The sequence below is a fragment of the Pantoea sp. EKM20T genome (assembly GCF_011800485.1).
Taxonomy (GTDB): Bacteria; Pseudomonadota; Gammaproteobacteria; order Enterobacterales; family Enterobacteriaceae; genus Pantoea; species Pantoea agglomerans.
In genome coordinates this window covers 55,993-78,014 of the sequence record NZ_JAALFW010000003.1, presented here as the reverse complement: position 1 = coordinate 78,014, position 22,022 = coordinate 55,993, and the positions used below count along the sequence as shown (strand labels likewise).

21 protein-coding genes are annotated in these 22,022 nt (G+C 57.1%); 12 read left to right on the top strand and 9 right to left on the bottom strand.

Annotated features, from left to right (window positions below; translation table 11 throughout):
• Window positions 1-190 precede the first annotated feature (190 nt).
• Complete coding sequence (locus HFD94_RS06310; protein WP_010245817.1) at window positions 191-1,405, bottom strand: nitrate regulatory protein; 1,215 nt, start codon at window positions 1,403-1,405, stop codon at window positions 191-193.
• Window positions 1,406-1,893: 488 nt separating this feature from the next.
• Between HFD94_RS06310 and HFD94_RS06305 the strand changes: the two genes are divergently transcribed.
• The 8 genes from HFD94_RS06305 (at window position 1,894) to HFD94_RS06270 (ending at window position 10,900) form a co-directional block, all read left to right on the top strand.
• Window positions 1,894-2,385, top strand: a complete 492-nt coding sequence (locus tag HFD94_RS06305; RefSeq protein WP_010245819.1) for a hypothetical protein — start codon at window positions 1,894-1,896, stop codon at window positions 2,383-2,385.
• Between the two features lie 85 nt (window positions 2,386-2,470).
• Window positions 2,471-3,688 (top strand): type IVB secretion system protein IcmH/DotU, encoded by a 1,218-nt coding sequence (gene icmH, locus HFD94_RS06300; RefSeq protein ID WP_010669997.1) that lies wholly within the window; start codon window positions 2,471-2,473, stop codon window positions 3,686-3,688.
• Entirely contained in the window at window positions 3,688-5,802 is a 2,115-nt protein-coding gene (gene tssM / locus HFD94_RS06295) for a type VI secretion system membrane subunit TssM (RefSeq protein WP_033771588.1), read from the top strand. The genes icmH and tssM overlap by 1 nt, the downstream gene beginning before the upstream one ends.
• 13 nt (window positions 5,803-5,815) lie before the next feature.
• Window positions 5,816-6,514 carry a type VI secretion system-associated protein TagF gene (tagF, locus tag HFD94_RS06290; RefSeq protein ID WP_010245828.1) on the top strand — a complete coding sequence of 233 codons (699 nt, stop codon included), beginning with the start codon at window positions 5,816-5,818 and terminating at the stop codon, window positions 6,512-6,514.
• Window positions 6,515-6,550: 36 nt separating this feature from the next.
• Window positions 6,551-7,687, top strand: a complete 1,137-nt coding sequence (tagH, locus tag HFD94_RS06285; RefSeq protein ID WP_010669995.1) for a type VI secretion system-associated FHA domain protein TagH — start codon at window positions 6,551-6,553, stop codon at window positions 7,685-7,687.
• Complete coding sequence (locus tag HFD94_RS06280) at window positions 7,684-8,460, top strand: PP2C family serine/threonine-protein phosphatase (protein WP_122888948.1); 777 nt, start codon at window positions 7,684-7,686, stop codon at window positions 8,458-8,460. Before tagH ends, HFD94_RS06280 begins: the two co-directional genes overlap by 4 nt.
• 14 nt (window positions 8,461-8,474) lie before the next feature.
• Window positions 8,475-9,428, top strand: coding sequence for a hypothetical protein (locus HFD94_RS06275; RefSeq protein WP_010245838.1), 954 nt, complete (start codon window positions 8,475-8,477; stop codon window positions 9,426-9,428).
• Window positions 9,429-9,472: 44 nt separating this feature from the next.
• Window positions 9,473-10,900, top strand: a complete 1,428-nt coding sequence (locus HFD94_RS06270; protein ID WP_033786150.1) for a serine/threonine-protein kinase — start codon at window positions 9,473-9,475, stop codon at window positions 10,898-10,900.
• A 73-nt stretch (window positions 10,901-10,973) separates the two neighbouring features.
• On the opposite strand, the gene HFD94_RS06265 is transcribed toward HFD94_RS06270, so the two are convergent.
• Both HFD94_RS06265 and chaB read right to left on the bottom strand, forming a co-directional pair.
• Entirely contained in the window at window positions 10,974-11,648 is a 675-nt protein-coding gene (locus HFD94_RS06265; RefSeq protein WP_164480396.1) for a gamma-glutamylcyclotransferase, read from the bottom strand.
• 226 nt (window positions 11,649-11,874) lie between these two features.
• A complete protein-coding gene (gene chaB / locus HFD94_RS06260) occupies window positions 11,875-12,105 on the bottom strand; it encodes a putative cation transport regulator ChaB (protein ID WP_010245846.1) in 231 nt (76 codons plus the stop codon).
• 373 nt (window positions 12,106-12,478) lie between these two features.
• On the opposite strand from chaB, the gene chaA reads away from it, so the two are divergent.
• Entirely contained in the window at window positions 12,479-13,570 is a 1,092-nt protein-coding gene (gene chaA / locus HFD94_RS06255; RefSeq protein ID WP_010669990.1) for a sodium-potassium/proton antiporter ChaA, read from the top strand.
• A gap of 290 nt (window positions 13,571-13,860) precedes the next feature.
• Here chaA and kdsA read toward each other — a convergent pair whose 3' ends face one another.
• The 6 genes from kdsA to hemA are packed head-to-tail and all read right to left on the bottom strand — an operon-like array spanning window position 13,861 to window position 19,182.
• Window positions 13,861-14,715: a 3-deoxy-8-phosphooctulonate synthase gene (gene kdsA, locus HFD94_RS06250; RefSeq protein WP_010669989.1), complete on the bottom strand. Its 855-nt coding sequence runs from the start codon at window positions 14,713-14,715 to the stop codon at window positions 13,861-13,863.
• 25 nt (window positions 14,716-14,740) lie between these two features.
• Complete coding sequence (gene sirB1, locus HFD94_RS06245; RefSeq protein WP_010669988.1) at window positions 14,741-15,550, bottom strand: invasion regulator SirB1; 810 nt, start codon at window positions 15,548-15,550, stop codon at window positions 14,741-14,743.
• A gap of 1 nt (window position 15,551) precedes the next feature.
• The gene (locus HFD94_RS06240; RefSeq protein ID WP_045140430.1) at window positions 15,552-15,944 is read right to left on the bottom strand and encodes a SirB2 family protein; all 393 of its coding nucleotides are present in this window, start codon (window positions 15,942-15,944) and stop codon (window positions 15,552-15,554) included.
• A 23-nt stretch (window positions 15,945-15,967) separates the two neighbouring features.
• Entirely contained in the window at window positions 15,968-16,801 is an 834-nt protein-coding gene (prmC, locus tag HFD94_RS06235) for a peptide chain release factor N(5)-glutamine methyltransferase (RefSeq protein WP_167432923.1), read from the bottom strand.
• Complete coding sequence (gene prfA / locus HFD94_RS06230) at window positions 16,801-17,883, bottom strand: peptide chain release factor 1 (RefSeq protein WP_010245863.1); 1,083 nt, start codon at window positions 17,881-17,883, stop codon at window positions 16,801-16,803. Before prfA ends, prmC begins: the two co-directional genes overlap by 1 nt.
• A gap of 42 nt (window positions 17,884-17,925) precedes the next feature.
• Window positions 17,926-19,182, bottom strand: a complete 1,257-nt coding sequence (hemA, locus tag HFD94_RS06225; protein WP_010669985.1) for a glutamyl-tRNA reductase — start codon at window positions 19,180-19,182, stop codon at window positions 17,926-17,928.
• A 216-nt stretch (window positions 19,183-19,398) separates the two neighbouring features.
• On the opposite strand from hemA, the gene lolB reads away from it, so the two are divergent.
• From lolB to prs, 3 genes are all read left to right on the top strand, one after another.
• The gene (gene lolB, locus HFD94_RS06220) at window positions 19,399-20,022 is read left to right on the top strand and encodes a lipoprotein insertase outer membrane protein LolB (RefSeq protein ID WP_010669984.1); all 624 of its coding nucleotides are present in this window, start codon (window positions 19,399-19,401) and stop codon (window positions 20,020-20,022) included.
• The gene (gene ispE / locus HFD94_RS06215; RefSeq protein WP_010669983.1) at window positions 20,019-20,876 is read left to right on the top strand and encodes a 4-(cytidine 5'-diphospho)-2-C-methyl-D-erythritol kinase; all 858 of its coding nucleotides are present in this window, start codon (window positions 20,019-20,021) and stop codon (window positions 20,874-20,876) included. Before lolB ends, ispE begins: the two co-directional genes overlap by 4 nt.
• 136 nt (window positions 20,877-21,012) lie before the next feature.
• A complete protein-coding gene (gene prs / locus HFD94_RS06210; protein ID WP_010245874.1) occupies window positions 21,013-21,960 on the top strand; it encodes a ribose-phosphate diphosphokinase in 948 nt (315 codons plus the stop codon).
• Window positions 21,961-22,022: the final 62 nt, after the last annotated feature.

Below are 22,022 nucleotides of genomic sequence, written 5' to 3'. Positions count from 1 at the left end.
CCAAAGCACTGACCCCACCGCCATTGGCGGGAGCAATGCGTACTCTCTATAGGGATTAAGCAAAGGATGTGCCAGATCGCCGAAACAGCCTTAATGCCGATCTGCGGTGACGCACTGTTGAAAAATTAACCGCTTTTGCACGTTTCTGACGCAGATCACGCACAAAGGTTGTGCAGCTACCTCATCCGGGTTAGTTGCTCAGGGTCTTCGCTACCGCCAGTACCGCCTGCGCGATCTCCAGTACCCGCTTATTCTGATTCATCGCACTTTTGCGTAATGCCTGCCAGGCGGCCTCTTCTGTGAAACCCTGCTGCTGCATCAGCCAGTGTTTGGCCTGATCGATCACCCGCCGCTCGTCCAGTGAGGCGCGCATCGCCGCCAGTTCATCCGCCTGCTGCTGCAAACGCTGCGACTGTTCGCCAATCAGCGATAGCACCGAGCGCCCCAGCTGCGGGGCCAGACCGTCGCTGTCGAGCGCCGCCGCGCCAGGCAGCCAGTCCGCCCCGGAGACGTAAAGCGAAAAATTGCTGTCGCCCTGCACCACTGTTCCTGCCGCCTGCTGTTGTGCCTGATCAATGGCAGCCCGGCAGCGCTGCATCAATGTCGCCGTCAGGGCATCCTCCAGCATTTTCATCTGATCCAGCCGCTCAGAGAGCAGGGAAAACCAGTGCAGCGCGCCGGTCTCATCACAACGGCCGCCGGTGCAGGCGATGCGACGAAGGCGTTCGATGTCGCGGCTGGCCTGAGCCAGCGGCTGCCAGGATTCACACGCGGCGCTGTCAGCAAACTCCCGGAAGGTGATAAAGCTCTGCTCCTGTGCCGCAATCAGGGCGACCATCTGGCTGCGCTGGTCGGGGGTGAACTGACGCGCCGCAAAGCCGGCTGAGCCGATGGCCCGCTCCTGCCCGGCCAGTTCTTTGCCCTGCATAAAACTGAACAGGGCGATCAGTGCACGGGAGATGCCGGGATAGCTGGCGGTGTCGGCCGCCTCAAACACCAGATTGAGTAAAGTACGGATAACCTGGTTAAAGGCGGCCATCGCCGCGGCCTGATCAAGCTCACGCTGGCTGATTTGCTGGCGCAGCGCAGGCAGTCCGGCCAGCGCCTGCAGGGCAGCGGCAATCAGGTTGCAGAAGCGGCTGTAGCCGGGCTGCGCTATGGCGGCCGGCAGCGCCTGATAAAAATGCTCCAGGCCGGCGCTGACCTCCTGCTGGCGGGCATGACGTTCGGCGCTGAACAGCGCTCCGTCAGAGCAGATCCAGAGATTGTTTGCGCCACGTTCCCGCTGCAACCGATGGACCAGTTCACTGACGGCAGCCATCAGCTCGCCGGTTTCCAGAAGACGTTGCAGGCTGGCGATATCGCTCGCGCGTGATGCCTGCAGCCAGGTCAGGGCGTCCCTCATTGCTCACCTCAGTGCGGTTAAAACCTTTCAGAAGCAAAAGGCGTGCCGCTTTCCTGAAAAAAGAGGGTCTGAGCAGGGGCGTAAAATCTGATTTTGATAAGTTTCTTAACGCAAACTGATAAATTTTTTCGGCAACAAGTTATTAGTAAATCTTAATAGTTTCCAATCGGATTCATTGCATGTCAGAATGCGCGGCACTGTTCTCAACCAGTTTGTCTCTGCGATAATTCAGTTCGATTTAACTATCACATTACCTGGCGCTTTTCTTATACCGAAACCCGCCCGTAAAGCGCCTGCTATCACGCATCAGCAGCGGGTGCAATGGTTTGAATTCTCAAAAGTCTTAGGTAAACTGAATGCGTTACTATCCCGATGTAATCTGACCCTTTTTTTAAAAACAGAATTTCGGCACGATGCGGCGCGATAAAGATCGCCCCATGGCATCGGGCCTGGCAATATGCAGATACTTTGATGAGATCACGAGGAACATGGTGAAAAAGAGTCTTGCGTTAACGCTGCTGGCGGTTCTTACCCTGGCAGGCTGTAAGGCCCCGCCGCCGCCCGTCACTGACGATACGCTGGTTACCAGCGAAATTAACGGCGTCAAACTGGTCCATCGACACGCTGTCGCGGCACCGACTGAATTTGAGCCGGTCAATCAGACCTGGCGGGCGCTTTATGGCGCATCCGTCATGACCTCGCCTGATTACGGCGGCAAAGTGGTTCGCTATCTCGAAACGGGTAAACCGTTCGAAGTATTAGGTAATGTGGAACACAGCTGGCTGGCGATTGCTGACCAGGCTGACGGCCCGCTGATCGGTTATGTGCCGTTAAAAGCGGGTGTAGAAAGCAGCCGTTACGATGCCACCGTGCAGAGCGATCGTCCCCGTCCCCGCAAAACGAAACAGGTCTGTGTGGCCGTCGGTGGCGCCAGCAAAGCCTGCCGGACTAACGATACCGCGACCTGGATCTTAGACTGAATATGAAATCCGGCGCATATTGCCCGCAGAACCGTCCCGGGCTGCGGGTACAGGGATTTGCCATTGGCTGGAAGATCACGAATTAATGACTGTGGAATCCCCTGCGCGTGAGGCGACCCCCTCAGGCAATGAGAATCTCTTACTTCAGGCTGCGGCGCCACTGCTGAACGCGGTGGTGCAAATTCGTCAGGCAGCCACCCACGATGACCCTGCGGGTCTGCGCCAGTCTCTGATCGATGAAATCCGCCAGTTTGAACAACGCTGTAAACAGGCAGGGCTGCCGTTTGAGATGATTATCGGCGCGCGTTACTGCATCTGCAGCGCGCTCGATGAAGCGGCAGCGCAAACCCCCTGGGGCACGCGCGGCGTCTGGTCTGGCAATGGCATGCTGGTGACCTTCCATAATGAAAGCTGGGGCGGCGAGAAATTCTTTCAACTGCTGTCGCGCATTTCACAAAGCCCGCAACAACACCTCTGGCTGCTGGAAGTGGTGCAATACTGTCTGCTGCTAGGCTATGAAGGCCGCTATCGCGGCAGTGAAAATGGTCGCGCCCAGTGCGATGGTATCCGTAAACGCCTGAAAACCCTGATTGACGAAACGCGTGCCCAGCGCCAGACAGCGCAACCGCCACTGGTTGAAGTGCATCCGCTGGTTAGCACCCTCGCCCGCCCGATGGTGCCGCTCTGGGCCTGTGCCATGCTGGTCGCGCTGATCGGCTGCCTGATCTACAGCGGCCTGAACTGGCGTCTCGGTAATGCCGCCGAACCGCTGCTGCGTACCATCTATCAGACGCCGCTGCCGCAGATTACCGCGGGCCGTCGTCCCTCTTCCCCGCAGGCGCTGCTCGATCTGCGTCAGCGCCTGAATGATGTGATTGCAGCCGGGCAGCTTGAGGTCAGCGATGGTGCCTTTGGCAGCAAAGTGATCATCCCCGCGGACAAACTGTTCGCCGAACAGGGCACGGTGATCAATCCGGTCGGGCGCGCCCTGCTGGCCCGCGTCTCAACCGCGATGAAAGATGTCAAAGGGACTATTCTGGTGTCGGTGTTTACCGATGATCATCCGGTGGATAACAGCCGCTTTGCCTCCAGCTATGAGTTCTCATTTGCCCGCGCCCGCGCCATCACCCAGTTGTTACAACTGCAACTGGCTGACGGCCATACGGTTCGCTCCGAAGGCCGCGGCGACAGCGACCCCTTGCTGCCCAACGACAGCAGCGAAAACCGGACCCGCAACCGCCGCGTTGAAATCACCCTGTTTGCCGCGCCTGAAACGCTCAGTAATCATCAAGGAGCACAATAATGCGCGCCTCCCTTCGCCTGCTGCTAACGCATCGCCTGCTGTGGAGCTTTATTGGCGTCACGGCGCTGAGCTGTCTGGTCTGGATGCTGGGACCGTTCTGGTCATGGGGCGAATCGCGCCCACTGGAACCCGTACTGCCTCGCCAGCTCACCGTAAGCGCCCTCTATTTTCTCTGGATCCTGTTCCAGCTGATCCCGTCGCTCTATCGTGCCTGGTTCAACAGCCGCTTACTGACCCAGCTTCAGCTGTCGGGCAACGACGACCCGGCGGAACGTCAGATGACCGAAGAGCGGCTCAACCAGCGCTTCAGCGAAGCTGCGATGCAGCTGAAACGCACCCAGTTTGGCCGTCGTCATAGCGGGAACCTGCTCTCACGCTTTAACGCTAATTATCTCTATCAGCTGCCCTGGTACCTGGTCATGGGTGCGCCCGGCGCCGGTAAAACCACCGCGCTGTTTAATGCCGGCCTCGATTTCCCGCTGACCGATACGCTGGGCAAAAATGCGGTCCGCGGCGTCGGGGGCACCCGCAACTGTGACTGGTGGTTTACTGACAGCGCGGTGCTGATTGATACCGCCGGTCGTTATGCGTTGCAGGAGAGCCAGCGCGTGCGAGATGCCGCGGAATGGCACAGTTTTATCAATCTGCTGAAACGCTATCGCACCCGCCAGCCGATTAACGGTGTGATCATGACCATCAGCGTCGCCGATCTGCTGAGTGATTCAGCCGAAGCGCGTTTCGCCCAGGCCAGCGCGCTGCGTGAGCGCATGGCAGAACTGCATCAGCAGACCGGTATTCACTTCCCGGTTTATGTGATGGTCACCAAAACCGATCTGCTGAAAGGCTTTATGAGCTACTTCGGCTCGATTGATAAAGCGCGGCGTGACGCTATCTGGGGCTTCACGTTCAACTGGGAGCTGGGCAAGCCGCACAAAGATGACTGGCATCGCCATTTTGGCCAGCAGTTTCAGCGGCTGGAACAGCAGCTCCAGCAACAACTGGCGGAGCAGATGACCCATGAGCGCGACCTGAACGAGCGCGCTGAGTGCTTCCTCTTCCCGCAGGAGTTCGCCTCGCTGCGTCCACTGCTGAACGAATATCTGGATATCGTTTTTTCTGACCATCAGGATGCGGTCGCCTGGAGCCCGCGCGGCCTCTTCTTCACCAGCGGCACCCAGGAAGGCCTGCCGTTTGATCGGGTGATGGGTGAACTGAGCCGCAAACTGCAGTTACGTCAGGCGGGCGATCACTCGATCGCGGCCTGGGACAGCGTTAATCGCAACAGTCCGATTCCCGGCAACAAAGGCCAGAGCTTCTTTATTCGTGACCTGCTCAGCGATCTGATATTCAAAGAGAGCGGCCTGGCCGGCAGTAATCGCCGCTGGGAGTACCGTAATCAGCTGTTCCACTGGATTGGCTACGGCGTGCTGGCAGGCGCCCTGCTGATCGCCTCCAGCCTGTGGGGCATCAGTTACTACCAAAATCAACAGTATCTGCAGCAGGTTGCCGCACGGGTACCACTTATCCGTGAGCAAAGTCAGCAGGTGATTCATCAGCCTGCTGATAATATTTTTGATCTGCTACCCTTTCTTAATAACCTGGTGAAGTTGCCGCTCTCGGCGCGCTTTTCCCTCGATAATCCGCCGCTTACTATGCGGGCGGGCTTATACCGGGGTAATCAGATTAGCGATGCCGCCTGGGTGCTTTATCAAAATGCGCTTAAGTCTTTGTTGCTGCCGCGTGTGGCGCAGCAGATCACGAATATCCTGCGCAACGACCCGGGTGATGATAACGCCTACAGCCGCAATGCGCTGCGCGCCTATCAGATGCTCTATCAACCGCGTAATTATGATGGCGAATTTTTACGGGCCTGGCTGCTGCAAAATTTACAGCGCTCACTGCCCGATACGGTAAGCGCCCGTGACCTGCAGCAGCTTGACTGGCACCTGAGCCAGCTGCTGGATCAGCAGATTCAGTCGTCGCCTTATGCACGTGATAATGCACTGATGATGCGCAAGCTTGCAGAGAATCTGAAAATTGCGGACCAGGCGGGCGGCATGCTGGCGGTAGCGCCGCGGCACCCGGCCCCGCAATCAAACTCGCATAGCGAGTAATGGTGAGGTGAACATGGCTGCTTACACGGCCCCCGGCTGGTATGGCAAGCTGCCGTCGACCGGTGACTTTCTGCACCATCGACTGAGCGAGCAACAGATTAGCCCGTGGAATCACTGGTTCCAGCAGGGATTAATGCACTGGCATCAGCAGGCGTATTCCTACAGCGCGGACTTTCTCCACGCGCCGGTGTGGAACTTTGTGCTGCCGGTTACCGCGACCCGACCGCAGATACAGATGGGTTGTCTGCTGCCCTCCTGTGACCGCGTCGGACGCGCCTGGCCGCTGCTGGCCCTGCACAGCTTCACGCTGGCTCAGTGGCATCCTGCTCAGCTGACCATTTCCGGCGACTGGTTTCAGGATCTGGGCGCGACACTGTTACGGGCGGTTCAGACACCGCTGAACGGCGAGCAGTTAGAGCAGCAGATACAGGCTTTGCCACCGCTGCTGGTGCCGGCCAGGAAGCCCTCTGAAATCATGGATGTGATCGGTTTTCAGGATCTGCCCTGCACGCTGAGCTGGCGTGAAGTGGCTGAACGTTTCGACCCTCAGCAGCATATGAGCTACTGGTGGAGTAACCGCAGTGATGGTTTTGCCCACGCGACCCACAAGCACAGCGGCAACCTCACCGCGCAACTGTTTTCGTTACTGTTTAACCCGGCGGCAGGTTCACAGCCGGGACGTAATGGCCTCTATCCTCCCATGTTCGAGTGAGGCCGGAAGCGTTTGCCGTTCAATCTGGGATAACTCATGCAATTTACCATTGTGCAATGCACTACGGATGTTCCGGTCAGAAGCGTCGCGTTTCAACCGCCTGGCGGCACCATTGGCCGCAGTCAGGACAACGATCTGGTGCTGCCAGATGAGACTCGGGCCATTTCGCGTCTGCAGGCGCTGGTTCACCTGTCGCATGACGGAGAGTGCCGTCTGACGAACCAGGGCAGCGTGACCCCGGTGGAGCATAACGGCATTACCCTGGGTCGCGGCATGCAGGTCGTGCTGAAGCATGGCGATGCGCTGCGCATCGGTGACTATGCGCTGGAAGTACGAGACCCCGCCTGCCACGACACGCAGAGCGATCCGCTGGCGCTGTTTGCTGGCGACAGCGCTCAGCCCGCGAATCCGCTGGGCATCCACGAACATCATGAGGTTGAGGACCGGCTGCTGGTCAGTGAGGCAACGCCCTCACGCCACGAGCGCCACAACGATGCGCGACTGGCTATCGATCCCCAGGCCAGCGAGCCGCGTCGGGCGCTGACGGCGCAGCCGGTGGATCAGGATCGGCTAATCGCCGCACTGCTGGAGGGGATGGGGCTGAGCAACGGTCACGCCACGCCGGTGGATGAAGAGCAGATGCGCATTACTGGCCGGATGCTGAGCCTCTTTTCCCAGGGCACCGTCGCGCTGCTCTCTTCGCGATCCATTCTCAAGCGTGGTGTCAAAGCGGACATGACGATGATCCTGAATGAGGCCAACAACCCGTTCAAGATCCTGCCCTCCGGCAAAACCGTGCTGATGCAGATGTACCAGAGCCAGATGCCCGGGTTTATGCCGCCGGAACAGGCGGTACGCGATGCCCTGGTCGATTTGCAGGCCCACCAGCTGGGGATGATTGCCGGTATCCGCGCCATTATTGCGGCGATGCTGCAATCCTTTAATCCGCAGCGGCTGGAAGAGCAGGCGCGTGCCGATGGCGTGGTGTCAAAAATGCCCTTTTCCGCCATGAAGAAGGCGGCGCTGTGGGACTACTTCACCCGTAATTATCAGCGTACGGCCGGAGAGATCGAAGATGATTTCCATACGCTGTTTGGCGAGGCCTTTCTCCATGCCTATGACATGGAGGTGAATCAGTATAAGGACTCTCAGACGCGAGTAGATGAACCATGAAAATCGTTTTTGCCAGCCGCTGCCAGCAGGGGCTACGCGATGAGAATCAGGATCGCACCGGCGCAGAGCTGGATGAGCGTAAAGCCTGCTTTGTGGTCTGCGATGGCGTGGCCGGTCTGCCCGGCGGCGAGATGGCGGCACAGCTGGTGCGTGACACCCTGCTGAGCAAGTTACAGGCGCACGCCGACCTGACGCCGGAGATAACCCATCAGGCGATTGAACAGTGCCGCTTAGCGCTGCATGAGGCACAGGGTAAAAATCCGAAATATTCACGCATGAGCACCACGCTGGCGGCCCTGTTTATCGACCGCGAAAAACAGCGCGCATGGTGGGCGCATGCCGGTGACAGCCGGGTTTACCACTTCCGCCGCGGCGTGCTTCATGAGGTCACTCGCGATCATAGTCTGGCCCAACAGCTGAAAGAAGCGGGCTATGAAAATACCGGCATTAACAGTAATTTACTCTATAATGCGCTCGGCGCTGAACCGCCTCGCTTAGTGAGCTTTTCGCAGGAGATTGCGCTGGAGGATGGTGACGCGTTTCTGGTCTGCACCGATGGCTTCTGGCTGAATCTGGCCAGTCATGAAATGGAACAGGCGCTGCGCATGGTGAATGCCTGCGAAGAGTGGCTGGCTCTGATGGAACAGGCGGTGAGCCGCAACGTTAAGAAAGATAATCTCAGCGCACTGGCGGTCTGGATTGGTGAGCCGGAGGAGGCAACGCTGCTCTATTCACTGGCTGATTCGGCACGCTTTCTGCCGCCTCGTTTTTGATTCCAAGGATCCTTATGAAACTGTGGTTGCCCGGCATCATCACCCTGCTGATTGCCTTTCATGCCCAGGCTGAAAATTATCGGGTTGTCTACTCCCCCAGCCTGGCGCTGGAGGTCTATATCGATAATGTGGTGAGTAAAGCGCCTGACGACTGGTGCAAAGAGACGCTGCCACTGCGCATCGTCTCCGGCAAAAGTAAGGATTCGGCGGTGCTGACCACCTTTTTACCGCGCGTCGGCACCCTGCTCGCTAATCAGTGCGGATTACTGGACGAGCTGCCCTGGCAGATGACCAGTAAAGAGGGTGGCGTACTGGCCAGCGGCAGCGCCAGTAAGCTGCAGAACTGGCGTCCTATCGTGATGGCAGATGCCACCGCCAGCGCCAGTGAGAGTAATGCTGCACCGCTCGACCTGTCTCGGCCCGCCAACAGCACGCCGCTGCAACATTTTGATCTCCCCAGCGGCTGCCATTTTCGCACCGCCTGGGATGAAAATGCCCAGACCCTGTTTATCCCGGATGTCAGCAAGCAGCAGTGCTCACCGGATGGCTGGGCAGAAGGCAAAAGTGAGTTGATGCTGGCGACCCCAGACCACCCAACGCCGGTGGCAGTCACCTTTTATCAGGGCTATCCCATCGCCAATCTGACGATCCCGGACAGCAAGCTGGAGGTTATCGCCGCGAACAATCAGCGCATGATTGTGACACGCCCGGATGCGAATGATAGCTGGCTGGTGCTGCCCTTTGATGCCAAACAACATGTCTGGCGCTTCAATGGTGCCCTGTTGATAAAGATGGATAAGAATGCTGCGCAGCAGGATGCTGACGCTGTGAAATCGCGAGTTGATACGTTGCGCAGCCACTGGGCGCCCTATTTCATGCCACAGCAAAAAGTGAATGTGTTACTCATCGACACCCTGCACGCGGATCTGGTTGATCCTGCCATTGGTGCCTGGCGTAACATCAATTAATTACCGCGCAGCCTGGCGAGCAGGCCGTGTACAGAGAGTTCACTATGTCGGCAAATGATAATCCGAAAACCGTTCCGAATGCCCTGCCTGACGGATACCGTTTCAATGAGTTTGAGATCAAGGAAGTGATCGGAGGCGGCGGCTTCGGCATCGTCTATCGCGCGTGGGATCACCAGCTTGAACGCACCATTGCAATCAAAGAGTACATGCCGGTGTCGCTGGCAGTCCGTGCCGCCGATTTAACGCTGGAGCTGCGCGGTGAGCGTTTCCAGAAGCTGTTTAATGCCGGGCTCACCAGCTTTATTCAGGAAGCGCGTCTGCTGGCCCGCTTTAATCATCCGGGACTGCTGCACGTGCTGCGCTTCTGGGAGCAGAACGGCACAGCCTATATGGGCACGCTCTACTACAGCGGTATGACGCTGAAAGAGTGGCAGGTAACCAGCCCGGCGTCGATCACTGAAGCCTGGATCCGCCGCCTGCTGCCGCCGCTGTTGGGTGCCATCAGCACCATCCATCAGGCCGGCTATCTGCATCGCGATATCTCGCTCGACAATATTCAGATTCAGGAGAACCAGCTGCCGGTTCTGCTCGATTTTGGCTCAGCGCGTAAAGAGATTGGCAACCTCTCTGACGAAACGGAAATCATGCTTAAACCTGGCTTTGCGCCAATTGAGCAATACAGCGAAGAGGGTGAAGTTGAACAGGGGCCGTGGACCGATATCTACGCCCTGGGCGCGGTACTGCATAACCTGATTACCGGTAATCCCCCGCCGGTCAGCGTGGTGCGCTGCATTGAAGATAATTATCAGCCGCTGGTGGAACGCCAGCCCGAAGGCTACTCACTGCCGCTGCTGCATGCCATTGACTGCGCGCTGGCAATGAAGCCAGGCGATCGCCCACAAACGATTGATGCCTTTGCCGCGTTGATTGATCTGCCGGTCAGTGATGTGGAAGCGGTGGTAAACAGCTTCCCGGTGCCGGGCGAGCCGCCTGCTCTGCCGGTCGAGGAGCCGGTTGAGGCTGCTGCGCCGGTGGTAATGGCGATGAATCATGCCGCCGCGTCCGCCGAGCCGGTGACGCCGCGCACGGTGCGTAAACTGTCGCCTGGATTGCTGGGCCTGGCTGCCGTGGCCATTCTGGCCGTGGTTGTCGCCATCTGGCTGGCGAATCGCCACAGTGCCACACCGGAAGTGGTTAACAATAGCTCAGCCATGACGCAGGCGCCCGCATCGATTCCGTCAGCCGCTGCCGTTCCGGCCGCGCTGGCGACCGTCTATCTTAAGCTGGAGAGCGGTGAAAGCGTGGTGCTTAACGGACAGCCGGTTGAGGTAAAACCGGGCAGCAGCGGATTTGCCGCGCTGAATCTGGCGGCGGGACAGTACAAAATTGACGTTAAGAATGGCAGTGAGACGCACACTCAATCCCTGACCATCGATAAGCCCGGCACCTGGCTGATTAATCCGGGTAACTAAGCCCGGTAATCCGCCGCCGGATCGTAAAAGGGCGCGACAGTGTCGCGCCCTTTTACTCTGGTTAAGCCCCGGTTCAGGCCTGCTTCAGGCAGGCTTGCTGCAATGTCCGCACCTGATGGGCCAGCCGGCTCAGACTTTCCTCCTCCATGCCGCGCCGGGTCAGCTCCTCTTCCAGAGCAAACAGATATTGCGCATTCGAGCCCAGCGGGCCGCTGGCCGCAGCAATCAATGGCGCAATCGCCTCCGGGCAGGAGTCCGATTCATACAGCGGATGACGCGGATCCATAATAAAGGTCAGCGCAGTGACGCTGCGACCATCCTCCAGCTGTAATTCACACCAGGTTGGAAGATAGCAGCCGGTGATCATCTCACGCTTCCACAGCAGCGCCAGCTCTTCATGCAGCCGCTCTTCCGGCAGACGAAACGCCAGACCCGTGGTTCTGCCGCCCTGCTTCAGCGCCAGCATGCGGCCGGGATGCGTGGCGGTGCCACGTCCGGCAATCAGCCGCAGGCAGAAAGCACGATGCCAGCCCTCCAGCGAACCGGACGCCACTTCATCCGCCTCAAAAATCGGGTTCCACATCAGCGAGCCGTAACCAAAGATCCATACCGGGCTGTGATCGGGACGACAGGCCAGCGTGGCTGCCAGCGAGGCCGCGCGCTGCTCGCAACTCCAGAGCAACGCCTCTTCGATATCCCCGAACGACGTTTTACAATCCGCTTTTAATAGAAATTCCCGGGTAAGCAATGCGACCTCCTCAACGTCAACGGCGTCCTGCAGAATGGCTCCTGTAACATGATCTCCAAAACGGCGCTGCGTTTCGTTCATCAAATTGACATTAATCTATTTCCGCGCGGGGTTACAAGCGTGATTCCGGTCGCAGGTTAAAAAAAACCAGATAAACCTTATAGCGAAGATGAAAAAAAGGGCCAGATAATCCTGGCCCTTTGGCGTGAACAGGCTAGCGACGGCGTTAACGTTTAGGATGCCACTTATCGTCATCACCTTTCTCATACTCTTTTTTCACGGCTGCCCAGGCGACTTTGTGCGCCACCTCTTCCCGCGAATCATCGCCGCGTCGATCCTTAGCCTCTTTATATTCTTCCCACGCGCTGTTAAATGCCTGCTGATAGATATCCTGCGCATGCGCGGGAAGCACGTGTTTTACGTTGTCAGGTAAGTCGGTTCGTTTAGAGTAAGGCATAACGGCTCCTCAGTTTATGGATTCCTGTTAAGCCTGGCGCAACAGAACAAAAATACAAACAGCCACTTATCTCCACTTCAAATTAAAAACCAGAAACAGGCCACACAAGTTACAATGATAAGCAGATTTTCCGGCATTTGGCGGTCAGATAGATGGGTAAAGAGAAGTTGTTGTGGCCTGATTAATATTGCAATATTTGAGATAACTCAAGGTTAATACCGCTTCGACCATTTATTGCATTTAAGTAAAAAGCAGTAAATTTTTCCCGTTCGGACCGGTGAAAAGATAAACTGCGCCCTGCCCTAAAACTGATTATATTTCTAACAGCAGCACTCGCTGTGTCCGGATAATCATTAACCAGAGAGGATGGTGAATGCCTTCACATGAAAAAACACGTCACAAGGAATTCTCGCTGATACTTCCCCTTATCACGCTGGGTATACTCTATTTTTTTGGTGCAACCACATCATTTCCGATTGTAGTCGGTATCAACTTAGTGGCGCTGGTTGCCATTCTGAGCAGCGCCTTTAGCGTTGTACGACATGCCGACGTGCTGGCGCACCGGCTGGGCGAGCCCTATGGCTCTCTGATCCTGAGTCTGTCCGTGGTGATTCTGGAAGTGAGCCTGATCTCGGCGCTGATGGCGACCGGCGATGCTGCACCCGGGCTGATGCGCGATACGCTCTATTCCATCGTGATGATTGTAACCGGTGGACTGGTTGGCTTTGCGCTGCTGCTGGGCGGTAATAAGTTTGCGACGCAATACGTGAATCTGGCGGGCGTGAAGCAATATCTGATCGCTATCTTTCCCCTGGCGATTCTGGTGCTGGTGTTTCCCAACGCACTGCCGGGCGGTAATTTCTCTGTCACTCAGGCACTGCTGATCGCGGCGATTTCAGCGGCGATGTATGGCGTGTTCCTGCTGATTCAGACCAAAACCCACCAGAGCCTGTTTGTCTATGAGCATGAAGATGAGAGCGATGATGGCGACCCGCATCATGGCAAACCCTCTGCCCACAGCAGCTTCTGGCATACCAGCTGGCTGATCGTGCATCTGATTGCGGTTATTGCCGTGACCAAGATGAATGCTAATACGCTGGAAAGCCTGCTGACGGATCTGAATGCACCGGCACAGTTTACCGGTTTCCTGGTGGCCCTGCTGATCCTCTCACCGGAAGGCCTGGGGGCGATCAGGGCCGTGCTGATGAATCAGGTGCAGCGCGCCATGAACCTCTTCTTTGGTTCAGTGCTGGCGACCATCTCACTCACGGTACCGGCGGTAACCATTATCGCCACCCTGACCGGACAGGAGCTGATATTTGGTCTGGAGCCGCCGCAGATGGTGATTATGATGGCGTCGCTGATTCTCTGTCAGCTCTCCTTCTCGACCGGACGCACAAATGTACTAAATGGAGCCGCGCATCTGGCGTTGTTTATCGGTTATCTGATGACCATCATGCTGTAACGTCACCGGATTTCAGGCGAAAAAAAAGAGCGAATCATCGCTCTTTTTTTGTCGTTGAAAACCCAGGTCAGAATACATCTGGCAGCAACAGATGAACTCGACGTGAAGGGAACAGGGGCAGAGGAGAAAAGCGTCCCGCGCCAGGGACGGCGCGGGCCGAGCGGCCATGGATGGCTTTAGCGTCTTTTCGATCTGCCCCTGTTCTCTGAACTGGCTCAATTTCACAGCGAATCCAGCAGCACTTTCCCACCATCTTATTAAGCGACTCAGTGCTCTTTTTTACTGCAAACTTATTTGCTGGTATCGAGTTCCGGGAAGCTTTTCACCAGATCGTCAATCGCTTTCATCTGCACCAGGAATGGCTCCAGCTTATCCAGCGGCAACGCGGATGGGCCGTCACACAGGGCGTGTTCAGGATCCGGGTGCGCTTCGATAAACAGACCGGCAATGCCAACCGCCATACCGGCACGCGCCAGCTCAGCCACCTGAGCACGACGACCGCCTGATGCTGCGCCAAACGGATCGCGCGTCTGCAGCGCATGGGTGACATCGAAAATCACCGGGCTGTTTTTGGTGACTTTCTTCATCACGTTAAAGCCGAGCATGTCGACAACCAGATTGTCGTAGCCGAAATTGCTGCCGCGATCGCACAGGATGACCTGCTCGTTGCCACCTTCAGCGAACTTATCAACGATGTTGCCCATCTGACCCGGGCTGACGAACTGGGGCTTCTTGACGTTAATGACCGCGCCGGTTTTCGCCATCGCTTCCACCAGGTCAGTCTGACGCGCCAGGAACGCGGGCAGCTGGATCACATCAACCACTTCAGAGACCGGCTGCGCCTGGGACGCTTCATGCACATCCGTGATAATTTTGACGCCGAAAGCCTGCTTCAGCTCCTGGAAAATCTTCATCCCCTCTTCCAGGCCAGGGCCACGATAGGAGTGAATAGAGGAGCGGTTCGCTTTATCAAATGACGCTTTGAATACGTAAGGAATACCAAGCTTACTGGTGACGGTAACGTAGTGTTCGCAGATGCGCATCGCCAGGTCGCGCGACTCCAGAACGTTCATCCCGCCAAACAGCACAAATGGCAGATCGTTTGCAACTTTGATATCGCCAATACTCACGACTTTCTGTGTCATGCCCTTTCCTTTTCAGTGGGTCCGCTTAGTGCAGCGTGACCTGTTTTTGTTCGATTGCGTGAATCTGAACTTTGATCATTTCGCTGACCGGGTCTTCAGGACACTGCTCAACGAAGTACGTTAAATCATTCAGGGCGATATGTTCGCACTCCAGCTGCGCGTAGATCAAACCGCGATCGCGGATTTCGTAGGGATCGTCAGGATCGATACGCAACAGCACCTGACTGACGTTCAGCGCCAGCTCCATCTTCTTCTCTTCCATTAATGCCGCTTTCAGCGTGTCGAGCATCTTGCGCATCACGGTGACGGTTTTGGCTTCGTCGAGATCATCGTCATACAGACGCGCTGTCGGGCTGATATTGCCTTTGAGCCACACTTCCAGCGTGTGCCGGTCAAGCGTTTCGCCATTAAACGGGTTGATCATCCACTTATCGCCATCAATCCAGTCGGCGCGCAGAATCAGCTGCGTCGGGAAGATCACCGGCATCAGCGGCAGTTCCAGCTCGGCGGCGATGTGCAGCAGGATAACGCCCAGTGACACCGCCGTGCCACGACGGGTCTTCAGCACATTGTCGATCCAGAGGGCATCAGAAAGATTGTAGACGCCACTGGCACCGCAAAATCCCCACTGGCGATAGAACAGTTCCAGCAGCTTTTCGAGCTGCATGTCAGCATCTTCAGTATGGCTGACATAGTCACGTGCTTCGGCGACTAACGCCGCAAGTTGTGCTTCCACCGACAACGCCGGGAAATCGGCGCGGATGGCAAGCGTGGCACCAATCACCGCTTCACACAGCGGTGTCTGGCTGAAATCTAATTGTTCGGTCGAGGTCATGCTATCCCCATAACGGCATTTTGGTCAGCGCCAGCTTAATGATGGTCACCAGGGCGATTAACGCTACCAGAAAAGCGATCCAGCGGGTGCGATCAGTGCGTGGACGGCGACTCAATGCCACAAATCCTAAGGCGATGTAGATGATAACCGCTAAAAGCTTCTCCGTCAGCCAGCTTCCTTGCGGTGTAAAGGGATAGAAGTGGGTAATCATCACCAGCGAGACGCCGGTCACCAGTAACAGGGTGTCGTTAGCGTGCGGCAGGATGCGCACCCAGCGTTTCGTCATCATTGCCGATCCACGGCGCAGCCAGTAAAACCGCAGCAGGAACAGCGTCACGGTAAGCACCACCGTTAAGATGTGCAGATTTTTAATCAGGGGATAAAAGGCGAACATCATGAATCCTTCTCAAAGCGCTTTTATGAAGGGAACTGGCCTAAGGTCACACGCGGATTGCCACCGTAATCATCGACGGTTTCCACGGCGTGATAGCCTTTTTGCCGCATCAGCGTGGCGACCGCCTCGCCCTGCTGCCAGCCATGTTCCAGCAGCAGCCAGCCCCCCGGCAACAGCCACGCAGGTGCCTGCTCGATCAGCGTGCGCAGATCCGCCAGTCCCGCTTCATCCGCTACCAGCGCGCTGCGCGGTTCAAAGCGCACGTCACCCTGCTCCAGATGAACATCGCTGGCATCTATATAGGGTGGGTTGCTGACAATGAGGGTAAAGCGCTGTGGCATCAGCGCCTGGAACCAGTGACTGAGCAGAAAGGTGGTATTGGTGAGGCTGAGCTGCTGCGCATTACTGCTCGCCAGTTCAACGGCGGCTTCAATGCGATCCACGCCGGTCACCTGACAATCGGGACGCTCGCTGGCCAGCGCCAGCGCAATCGCTCCGGTGCCGGTGCCCATGTCCAGAATGGTTGCCGGTGTCGCGGGCAGATGCGCCAGCGCCTGTTCAACCAGCAGTTCGGTATCCGGGCGCGGGATCAGCGTGGCGTCATTGACGCGCAATGGCAGCGACCAGAACTCGCGCTCGCCCACCAGATGCGCCACCGGCTCACCGCGGGCGCGACGCGCCAGCAGGCTATCCAGCTGCGTCAGCTGTTCGTCGCTGAGCACCGTTTCATCAAAGGCGATTAACCAGCTGCGTGATTTGCTGGTCACAAAACCTAACAGGATCTCTGCGTCACGCTTCGGACTATCACCACCGCACAGCGTGGCGACCGCCTGTTTCAGCCAGTGACGAATATCCATTAATCCTGACCAGCCAGCGCCGCCAGCTGATCGGCCTGGTACTCCTGAACAATCGGCTCAATCAGGCTGTCGAGTTTTCCTTCCATCACTTCATCCAGACGGTAGATGGTCAGGTTGATCCGGTGATCGGTCACGCGGCCCTGCGGGAAGTTGTAGGTGCGGTTACGGTCAGAACGATCGCCGCTGCCCAGCAGGTTGCGTCGGGTACTGGCTTCGGCGGCGTGACGGCGGGCCATCTCTGCAGCATGAATACGCGAGCCCAGCACCGCCAGCGCTTTGGCTTTGTTTTTATGCTGTGAACGTTCGTCCTGACACTCCACCACGATACCGGTTGGCAGGTGGGTAATACGAATAGCGGAGTCGGTGGTGTTAACGTGCTGACCGCCTGCGCCGGATGAGCGGAAAGTATCGATCTTCAGATCGCCCGCATTGATTTCCGGCAGTTCCGCTTCCGGGATTTCCGGCATCACGGCAACGGTACAGGCTGAGGTATGAATGCGGCCCTGGGATTCGGTCTCCGGCACGCGCTGCACGCGATGGCCGCCTGACTCAAACTTCAGGCGTCCATAGGCACCTTCGCCGGTGACGCGGGCAATCACTTCTTTGTAACCGCCATGCTCGCCTTCGTTGGCGCTGATGATCTCCACGCGCCAGCGACGCGCTTCGGCATAGCGGCTGTACATGCGGAAGAGATCGCCGGCGAAAATCGCCGCTTCATCGCCGCCGGTTCCGGCGCGCACTTCGATAAAACAGGCGCGCTCATCATCCGGATCTTTCGGCAGCAACAGAACCTGCAACTGCTGCTCCAGCACGTCACTCTTCTCACGCGCTTCCTGCAACTCTTCCTGCGCCATGTCACGCATTTCAGGATCGTCGAGCATCTGCTGCGCGGTTTCGATATCTTCCTGCACCTGCTGCCAGTCGCGGAAGCAACGGGTCACATCGGTCAGCTGAGCATATTCGCGTGACAGCGCACGGAAACGCTCCTGATCGGCGATCACGCCTGCATCGCCCAGCATCGCTTCCACTTCTTCGTGGCGCTCCTGCAGGGCTTCCAGTTTGGCAACTATAGAGGTTTTCATTTAAATGTGGGATTCCCGTAACAGGTGGCGACAGCGGTGTGCCTAATCGAGACCCAGGCTGTCGCGTAAAATCTGCAGGCGTTCATTATCGCCGTCGCGGGCGGCCTGCTGAAGTGATTTAGTTGGAGCGTGTATTAAACGGTTGGTCAGCTTGTGCGCCAGTTCCTGCATGACTTTCTGCGGATCGGCACCCTGCTGCAGCGCCTGCAGCGCACGGCCTTCCAGCTCAGCGCGGATCTCTTCCGCCTGAGAACGATATTCACGAATCGTATTCACCGCGCCCTGTGAGCGCAGCCACGCCATGAATTCGCTGCTTTCCTGAACCACGATGCTTTCGGCCTGAACCGCGGCCGCTTTGCGCTGCGCCAGGTTCTGCTCGATGATCGCCTGCAGGTCATCCACGCTGTAGAGATAGGCGTTAGGCAGGTCGCCCACTTCCGGCTCTACGTCGCGCGGAACCGCAATATCGACCAGCAGCATTGGCTTGTTACGTCGCGCTTTCAGCGCGCGCTCCATCATCCCCTTACCGATAATCGGTAGCGGACTGGAGGTTGACGAGATAATAATGTCGGCTTCTGCCAGACGGGCGTCGATCTCCGCCAGGGTGATCACCTCTGCACCCACTTCCGACGCCAGCGTTTCGGCGCGTTCGCGGGTACGGTTGGCGATGATCAGATTTTTGACCTGATGTTCACGCAGATGACGCGCCACCAGCTCAATGGTCTCACCTGCGCCAACCAGTAAGACATTGACGGAGGAGAGCGATTCGAAGATCTGACGGGCCAGCGTACAGGCGGCAAACGCCACCGACACCGCGTTGGCACCGATATCGGTTTCCGTACGTACGCGTTTGGCAACCGAGAAGGTTTTCTGGAACATGCGTTCCAGTTCACTGCTCAGCGCCTGACCGCGTGAGGAGTCGGCAAAGGCTTTTTTGACCTGACCGAGGATTTGCGGTTCGCCCAGCACCAGTGAGTCGAGTCCGCTGGCGACGCGCATCAGGTGGCTGACCGCCTCGTTATCCTGATGCCAGTAGAGGCTGTTTCGCACATCCTCTTCATCCAGCTGATGATAATTGCATAACCAGCTCACCAGACGCGCCTGTAAGTCGGCCTGCTGCTCTACACTCAGGTAGAGTTCAGTCCGGTTACAGGTGGACAACACCACACCGCTCTGCACCATTGGCTGTGATAACAGGCTGTTTAACGCCTGCTCAAGCGTCTCCGGCCCGAACGAGACGCGTTCGCGCAGAGCAATGGGGGCTGTCTTGTGATTGATTCCGAGAGCGAGCAGCGTCATGGTGGTTTTGGTTGGGATGTCCCAATAATGTCAGGGTTTTGTGAGGCGCATTCTACAAGATGCGGCAGATCAAGAAAAGCCATACAAAGGCTATGACTGTAATAAGATTAACCCGATCGTGCTCAATTTGCTGCATAACAGCATTGACGGTTAAAACCGGGACGGTTAGCGTTATCCGTTACGAATAATAAATGTGTCCGAGGAGATGACCACTTGATGCTTAATTCACCACGCAATCTGTTGCGCCTTTTGCCCCTTGCCAGCGTGCTGCTGGCAGCCTGTAGCGTCAACAAACCGCAAGGCCCGGGCCCCAGCGTTACCGCGCCACAGTGGCAACAGCATCAGCAGGCGGTCTCAAAGGTCACGCACTATCAGACCCGCGGCGCCTTTGCCTATCTTTCTGACAAGCAGAAAGTCTATGCCCGCTTCAACTGGCAGCAGACCGCGCCCGATCGCTATCGCCTGCTGCTGACCAATCCGCTGGGCAGCACCGAACTGCAGCTGGATGCGCAGGGCTCGGTGGTACAGATCGTCGATAACAAAGGAAAGCGTTACGTCAGCAACGATGCGCAGAAAATGATTTCGCAGCTGACCGGCATGAACATTCCGCTGGCGAATCTGCGCCAGTGGATGATGGGTCTGCCAGGCGATGCCACCGACTATCAGCTCAACGAGAGCTATCAGCTGAGCAGCCTGAACTACAGCCGCGACGGTCAGAACTGGCAGGTCTCTATTGCGGGCTACGACAGCAAAGTCACCCCGCCGCTGCCTTCGAGCCTGGAGCTGAAAGAGGGTGACCAGCGGATTAAACTGCGTATGGACGGCTGGACCGTTCAATGATCACCCACTGGCCTGCCCCGGCAAAACTGAATCTTTTTCTCTACATCACCGGCCGTCGTCCCGACGGCTATCACAACCTGCAGACGCTGTTTCAGTTTCTTGATTACGGTGACCAGCTGCAGATTACTGTCGATCAAAGCGGCTCGATTACTCTGTTAACGCCCGTGGCAGGCGTTGCGGATGCGGATAACCTGATTGTCCGCGCCGCAAACATGCTGAAACAGGCGGCGCAGGATAACAATCGCCTGTCCGCTCACGCGGGCGCGCAGATTGCCGTTGAGAAAAATCTGCCCATGGGTGGCGGTCTCGGTGGCGGCTCCTCTGATGCGGCAACCGTACTGGTGGCGCTGAATCATCTGTGGCAAACCGGCTTCACGCCGGATGAGCTGGCGGCGATGGGCGTGAAGCTGGGCGCGGATGTGCCGGTGTTTGTCCAGGGCTTCGCGGCCTTCGCCCAGGGGGTGGGTGAACAACTTCATCCCGCAGAGCCGGAAGAAAAGTGGTATCTTGTCGCCCATCCCGGCGTGAATATCAGCACCCCAGTAGTATTCAACGACCCCGAACTGACGCGAGATACTCCATCGCGCAGTTTATCGACGCTTTTAGCATCACCCTTCACCAATGATTGTGAAGCAGTGGTAAGAAAACGTTTTCGTGAGGTTGATGAGCTTGTTTCCTGGCTGCTAGAATACGCGCCGTCACGCCTGACTGGCACGGGCGCTTGTGTGTTTGCTGAATTCGACACCGAGTCTGCTGCCCGCCAGGTGCTGGAGCTTGCCCCGAATGGGGTACGCGCATTTGTAGCCCGGGGCGTAAATGTTTCGCCGCTACAGCGTACCCTGCGAGGCGATTAGCGAATGCGTGACAGTGTCACCACGTTCCGGACACTGCACGTTTCGCATCAACACACCCGTGTGAACGCACATGACCGTACGCGCCGGTTACAGTCATGCCGTTCATTCTCTGGACGCAAAGCCTGAGGTTCTTCTCGTGCCTGATATGAAGCTATTTGCTGGTAACGCCACCCCGGAACTAGCACAACGTATTGCCAACCGCCTTTACACCAGCCTGGGAGACGCCGCTGTAGGACGTTTCAGTGATGGTGAAGTGAGCGTACAGATCAACGAAAATGTACGCGGTGGTGATATTTTCATCATCCAGTCCACCTGTGCCCCCACCAACGATAATCTGATGGAACTGGTTGTGATGGTCGACGCGCTGCGTCGTGCTTCTGCTGGTCGTATTACCGCAGTCATCCCCTACTTTGGTTATGCCCGTCAGGATCGCCGCGTGCGTTCCGCGCGTGTGCCTATCACCGCTAAAGTAGTGGCAGACTTCCTTTCCAGCGTCGGTGTTGACCGTGTTCTGACGGTTGACCTGCACGCCGAGCAGATCCAGGGCTTCTTCGACGTCCCGGTTGATAACGTATTTGGCAGTCCGATCCTGCTGGAAGATATGATGCAGATCGGTCTGGAAAACCCGATTGTTGTTTCTCCCGATATTGGTGGCGTAGTACGTGCCCGTGCTATCGCTAAACTGCTGAACGACACCGATATGGCCATCATCGATAAACGCCGCCCTCGCGCGAACGTTTCTCAGGTGATGCACATCATTGGTGACGTTGCTGGCCGCGACTGCGTGCTGGTCGACGACATGATCGACACCGGCGGCACGCTGTGCAAAGCGGCTGAAGCGCTGAAAGAGCGTGGTGCTAAACGCGTCTTTGCTTACGCGACCCACCCGATCTTCTCCGGCAATGCGGTTGAAAACCTGCGTAAATCTGTGCTCGACCAGGTAATCGTCTGCGATACCATCCCACTCTCTCAGGAAATTAAGTCACTGCCGAATGTGCGCACGCTGACCTTATCTGGCATGCTGGCCGAAGCCATTCGCCGCATCAGTAACGAAGAGTCAATCTCGGCAATGTTCGAGCATTAATCTTTGCGGAACCGGGCCCTGTGCCCGGTTTTTTTATGCCTGCCGGGCGCCCGATTAACGCG

What these genes read in the sequence shown, in the direction of transcription:
- prmC (WP_167432923.1), bottom strand. Translation starts at nt 16,801, where the DNA reads ATGGATATTCGTCACTGGCTGAAACAGGCGGTCGCCACGCTGTGCGGT.
- chaB (WP_010245846.1), bottom strand. Translation starts at nt 12,105, where the DNA reads ATGCCTTACTCTAAACGAACCGACTTACCTGACAACGTAAAACACGTG.
- sirB1 (WP_010669988.1), bottom strand. Translation starts at nt 15,550, where the DNA reads ATGACCTCGACCGAACAATTAGATTTCAGCCAGACACCGCTGTGTGAA.
- prfA (WP_010245863.1), bottom strand. Translation starts at nt 17,883, where the DNA reads ATGAAAACCTCTATAGTTGCCAAACTGGAAGCCCTGCAGGAGCGCCAC.
- HFD94_RS06280 (WP_122888948.1), top strand. Translation starts at nt 7,684, where the DNA reads ATGAAAATCGTTTTTGCCAGCCGCTGCCAGCAGGGGCTACGCGATGAG.
- chaA (WP_010669990.1), top strand. Translation starts at nt 12,479, where the DNA reads ATGCCTTCACATGAAAAAACACGTCACAAGGAATTCTCGCTGATACTT.
- HFD94_RS06305 (WP_010245819.1), top strand. Translation starts at nt 1,894, where the DNA reads ATGGTGAAAAAGAGTCTTGCGTTAACGCTGCTGGCGGTTCTTACCCTG.
- HFD94_RS06270 (WP_033786150.1), top strand. Translation starts at nt 9,473, where the DNA reads ATGTCGGCAAATGATAATCCGAAAACCGTTCCGAATGCCCTGCCTGAC.
- tagH (WP_010669995.1), top strand. Translation starts at nt 6,551, where the DNA reads ATGCAATTTACCATTGTGCAATGCACTACGGATGTTCCGGTCAGAAGC.
- HFD94_RS06275 (WP_010245838.1), top strand. Translation starts at nt 8,475, where the DNA reads ATGAAACTGTGGTTGCCCGGCATCATCACCCTGCTGATTGCCTTTCAT.
- kdsA (WP_010669989.1), bottom strand. Translation starts at nt 14,715, where the DNA reads ATGACACAGAAAGTCGTGAGTATTGGCGATATCAAAGTTGCAAACGAT.
- ispE (WP_010669983.1), top strand. Translation starts at nt 20,019, where the DNA reads ATGATCACCCACTGGCCTGCCCCGGCAAAACTGAATCTTTTTCTCTAC.
- icmH (WP_010669997.1), top strand. Translation starts at nt 2,471, where the DNA reads ATGACTGTGGAATCCCCTGCGCGTGAGGCGACCCCCTCAGGCAATGAG.
- HFD94_RS06240 (WP_045140430.1), bottom strand. Translation starts at nt 15,944, where the DNA reads ATGTTCGCCTTTTATCCCCTGATTAAAAATCTGCACATCTTAACGGTG.
- tagF (WP_010245828.1), top strand. Translation starts at nt 5,816, where the DNA reads ATGGCTGCTTACACGGCCCCCGGCTGGTATGGCAAGCTGCCGTCGACC.
- HFD94_RS06310 (WP_010245817.1), bottom strand. Translation starts at nt 1,405, where the DNA reads ATGAGGGACGCCCTGACCTGGCTGCAGGCATCACGCGCGAGCGATATC.
- lolB (WP_010669984.1), top strand. Translation starts at nt 19,399, where the DNA reads ATGCTTAATTCACCACGCAATCTGTTGCGCCTTTTGCCCCTTGCCAGC.
- tssM (WP_033771588.1), top strand. Translation starts at nt 3,688, where the DNA reads ATGCGCGCCTCCCTTCGCCTGCTGCTAACGCATCGCCTGCTGTGGAGC.
- hemA (WP_010669985.1), bottom strand. Translation starts at nt 19,182, where the DNA reads ATGACGCTGCTCGCTCTCGGAATCAATCACAAGACAGCCCCCATTGCT.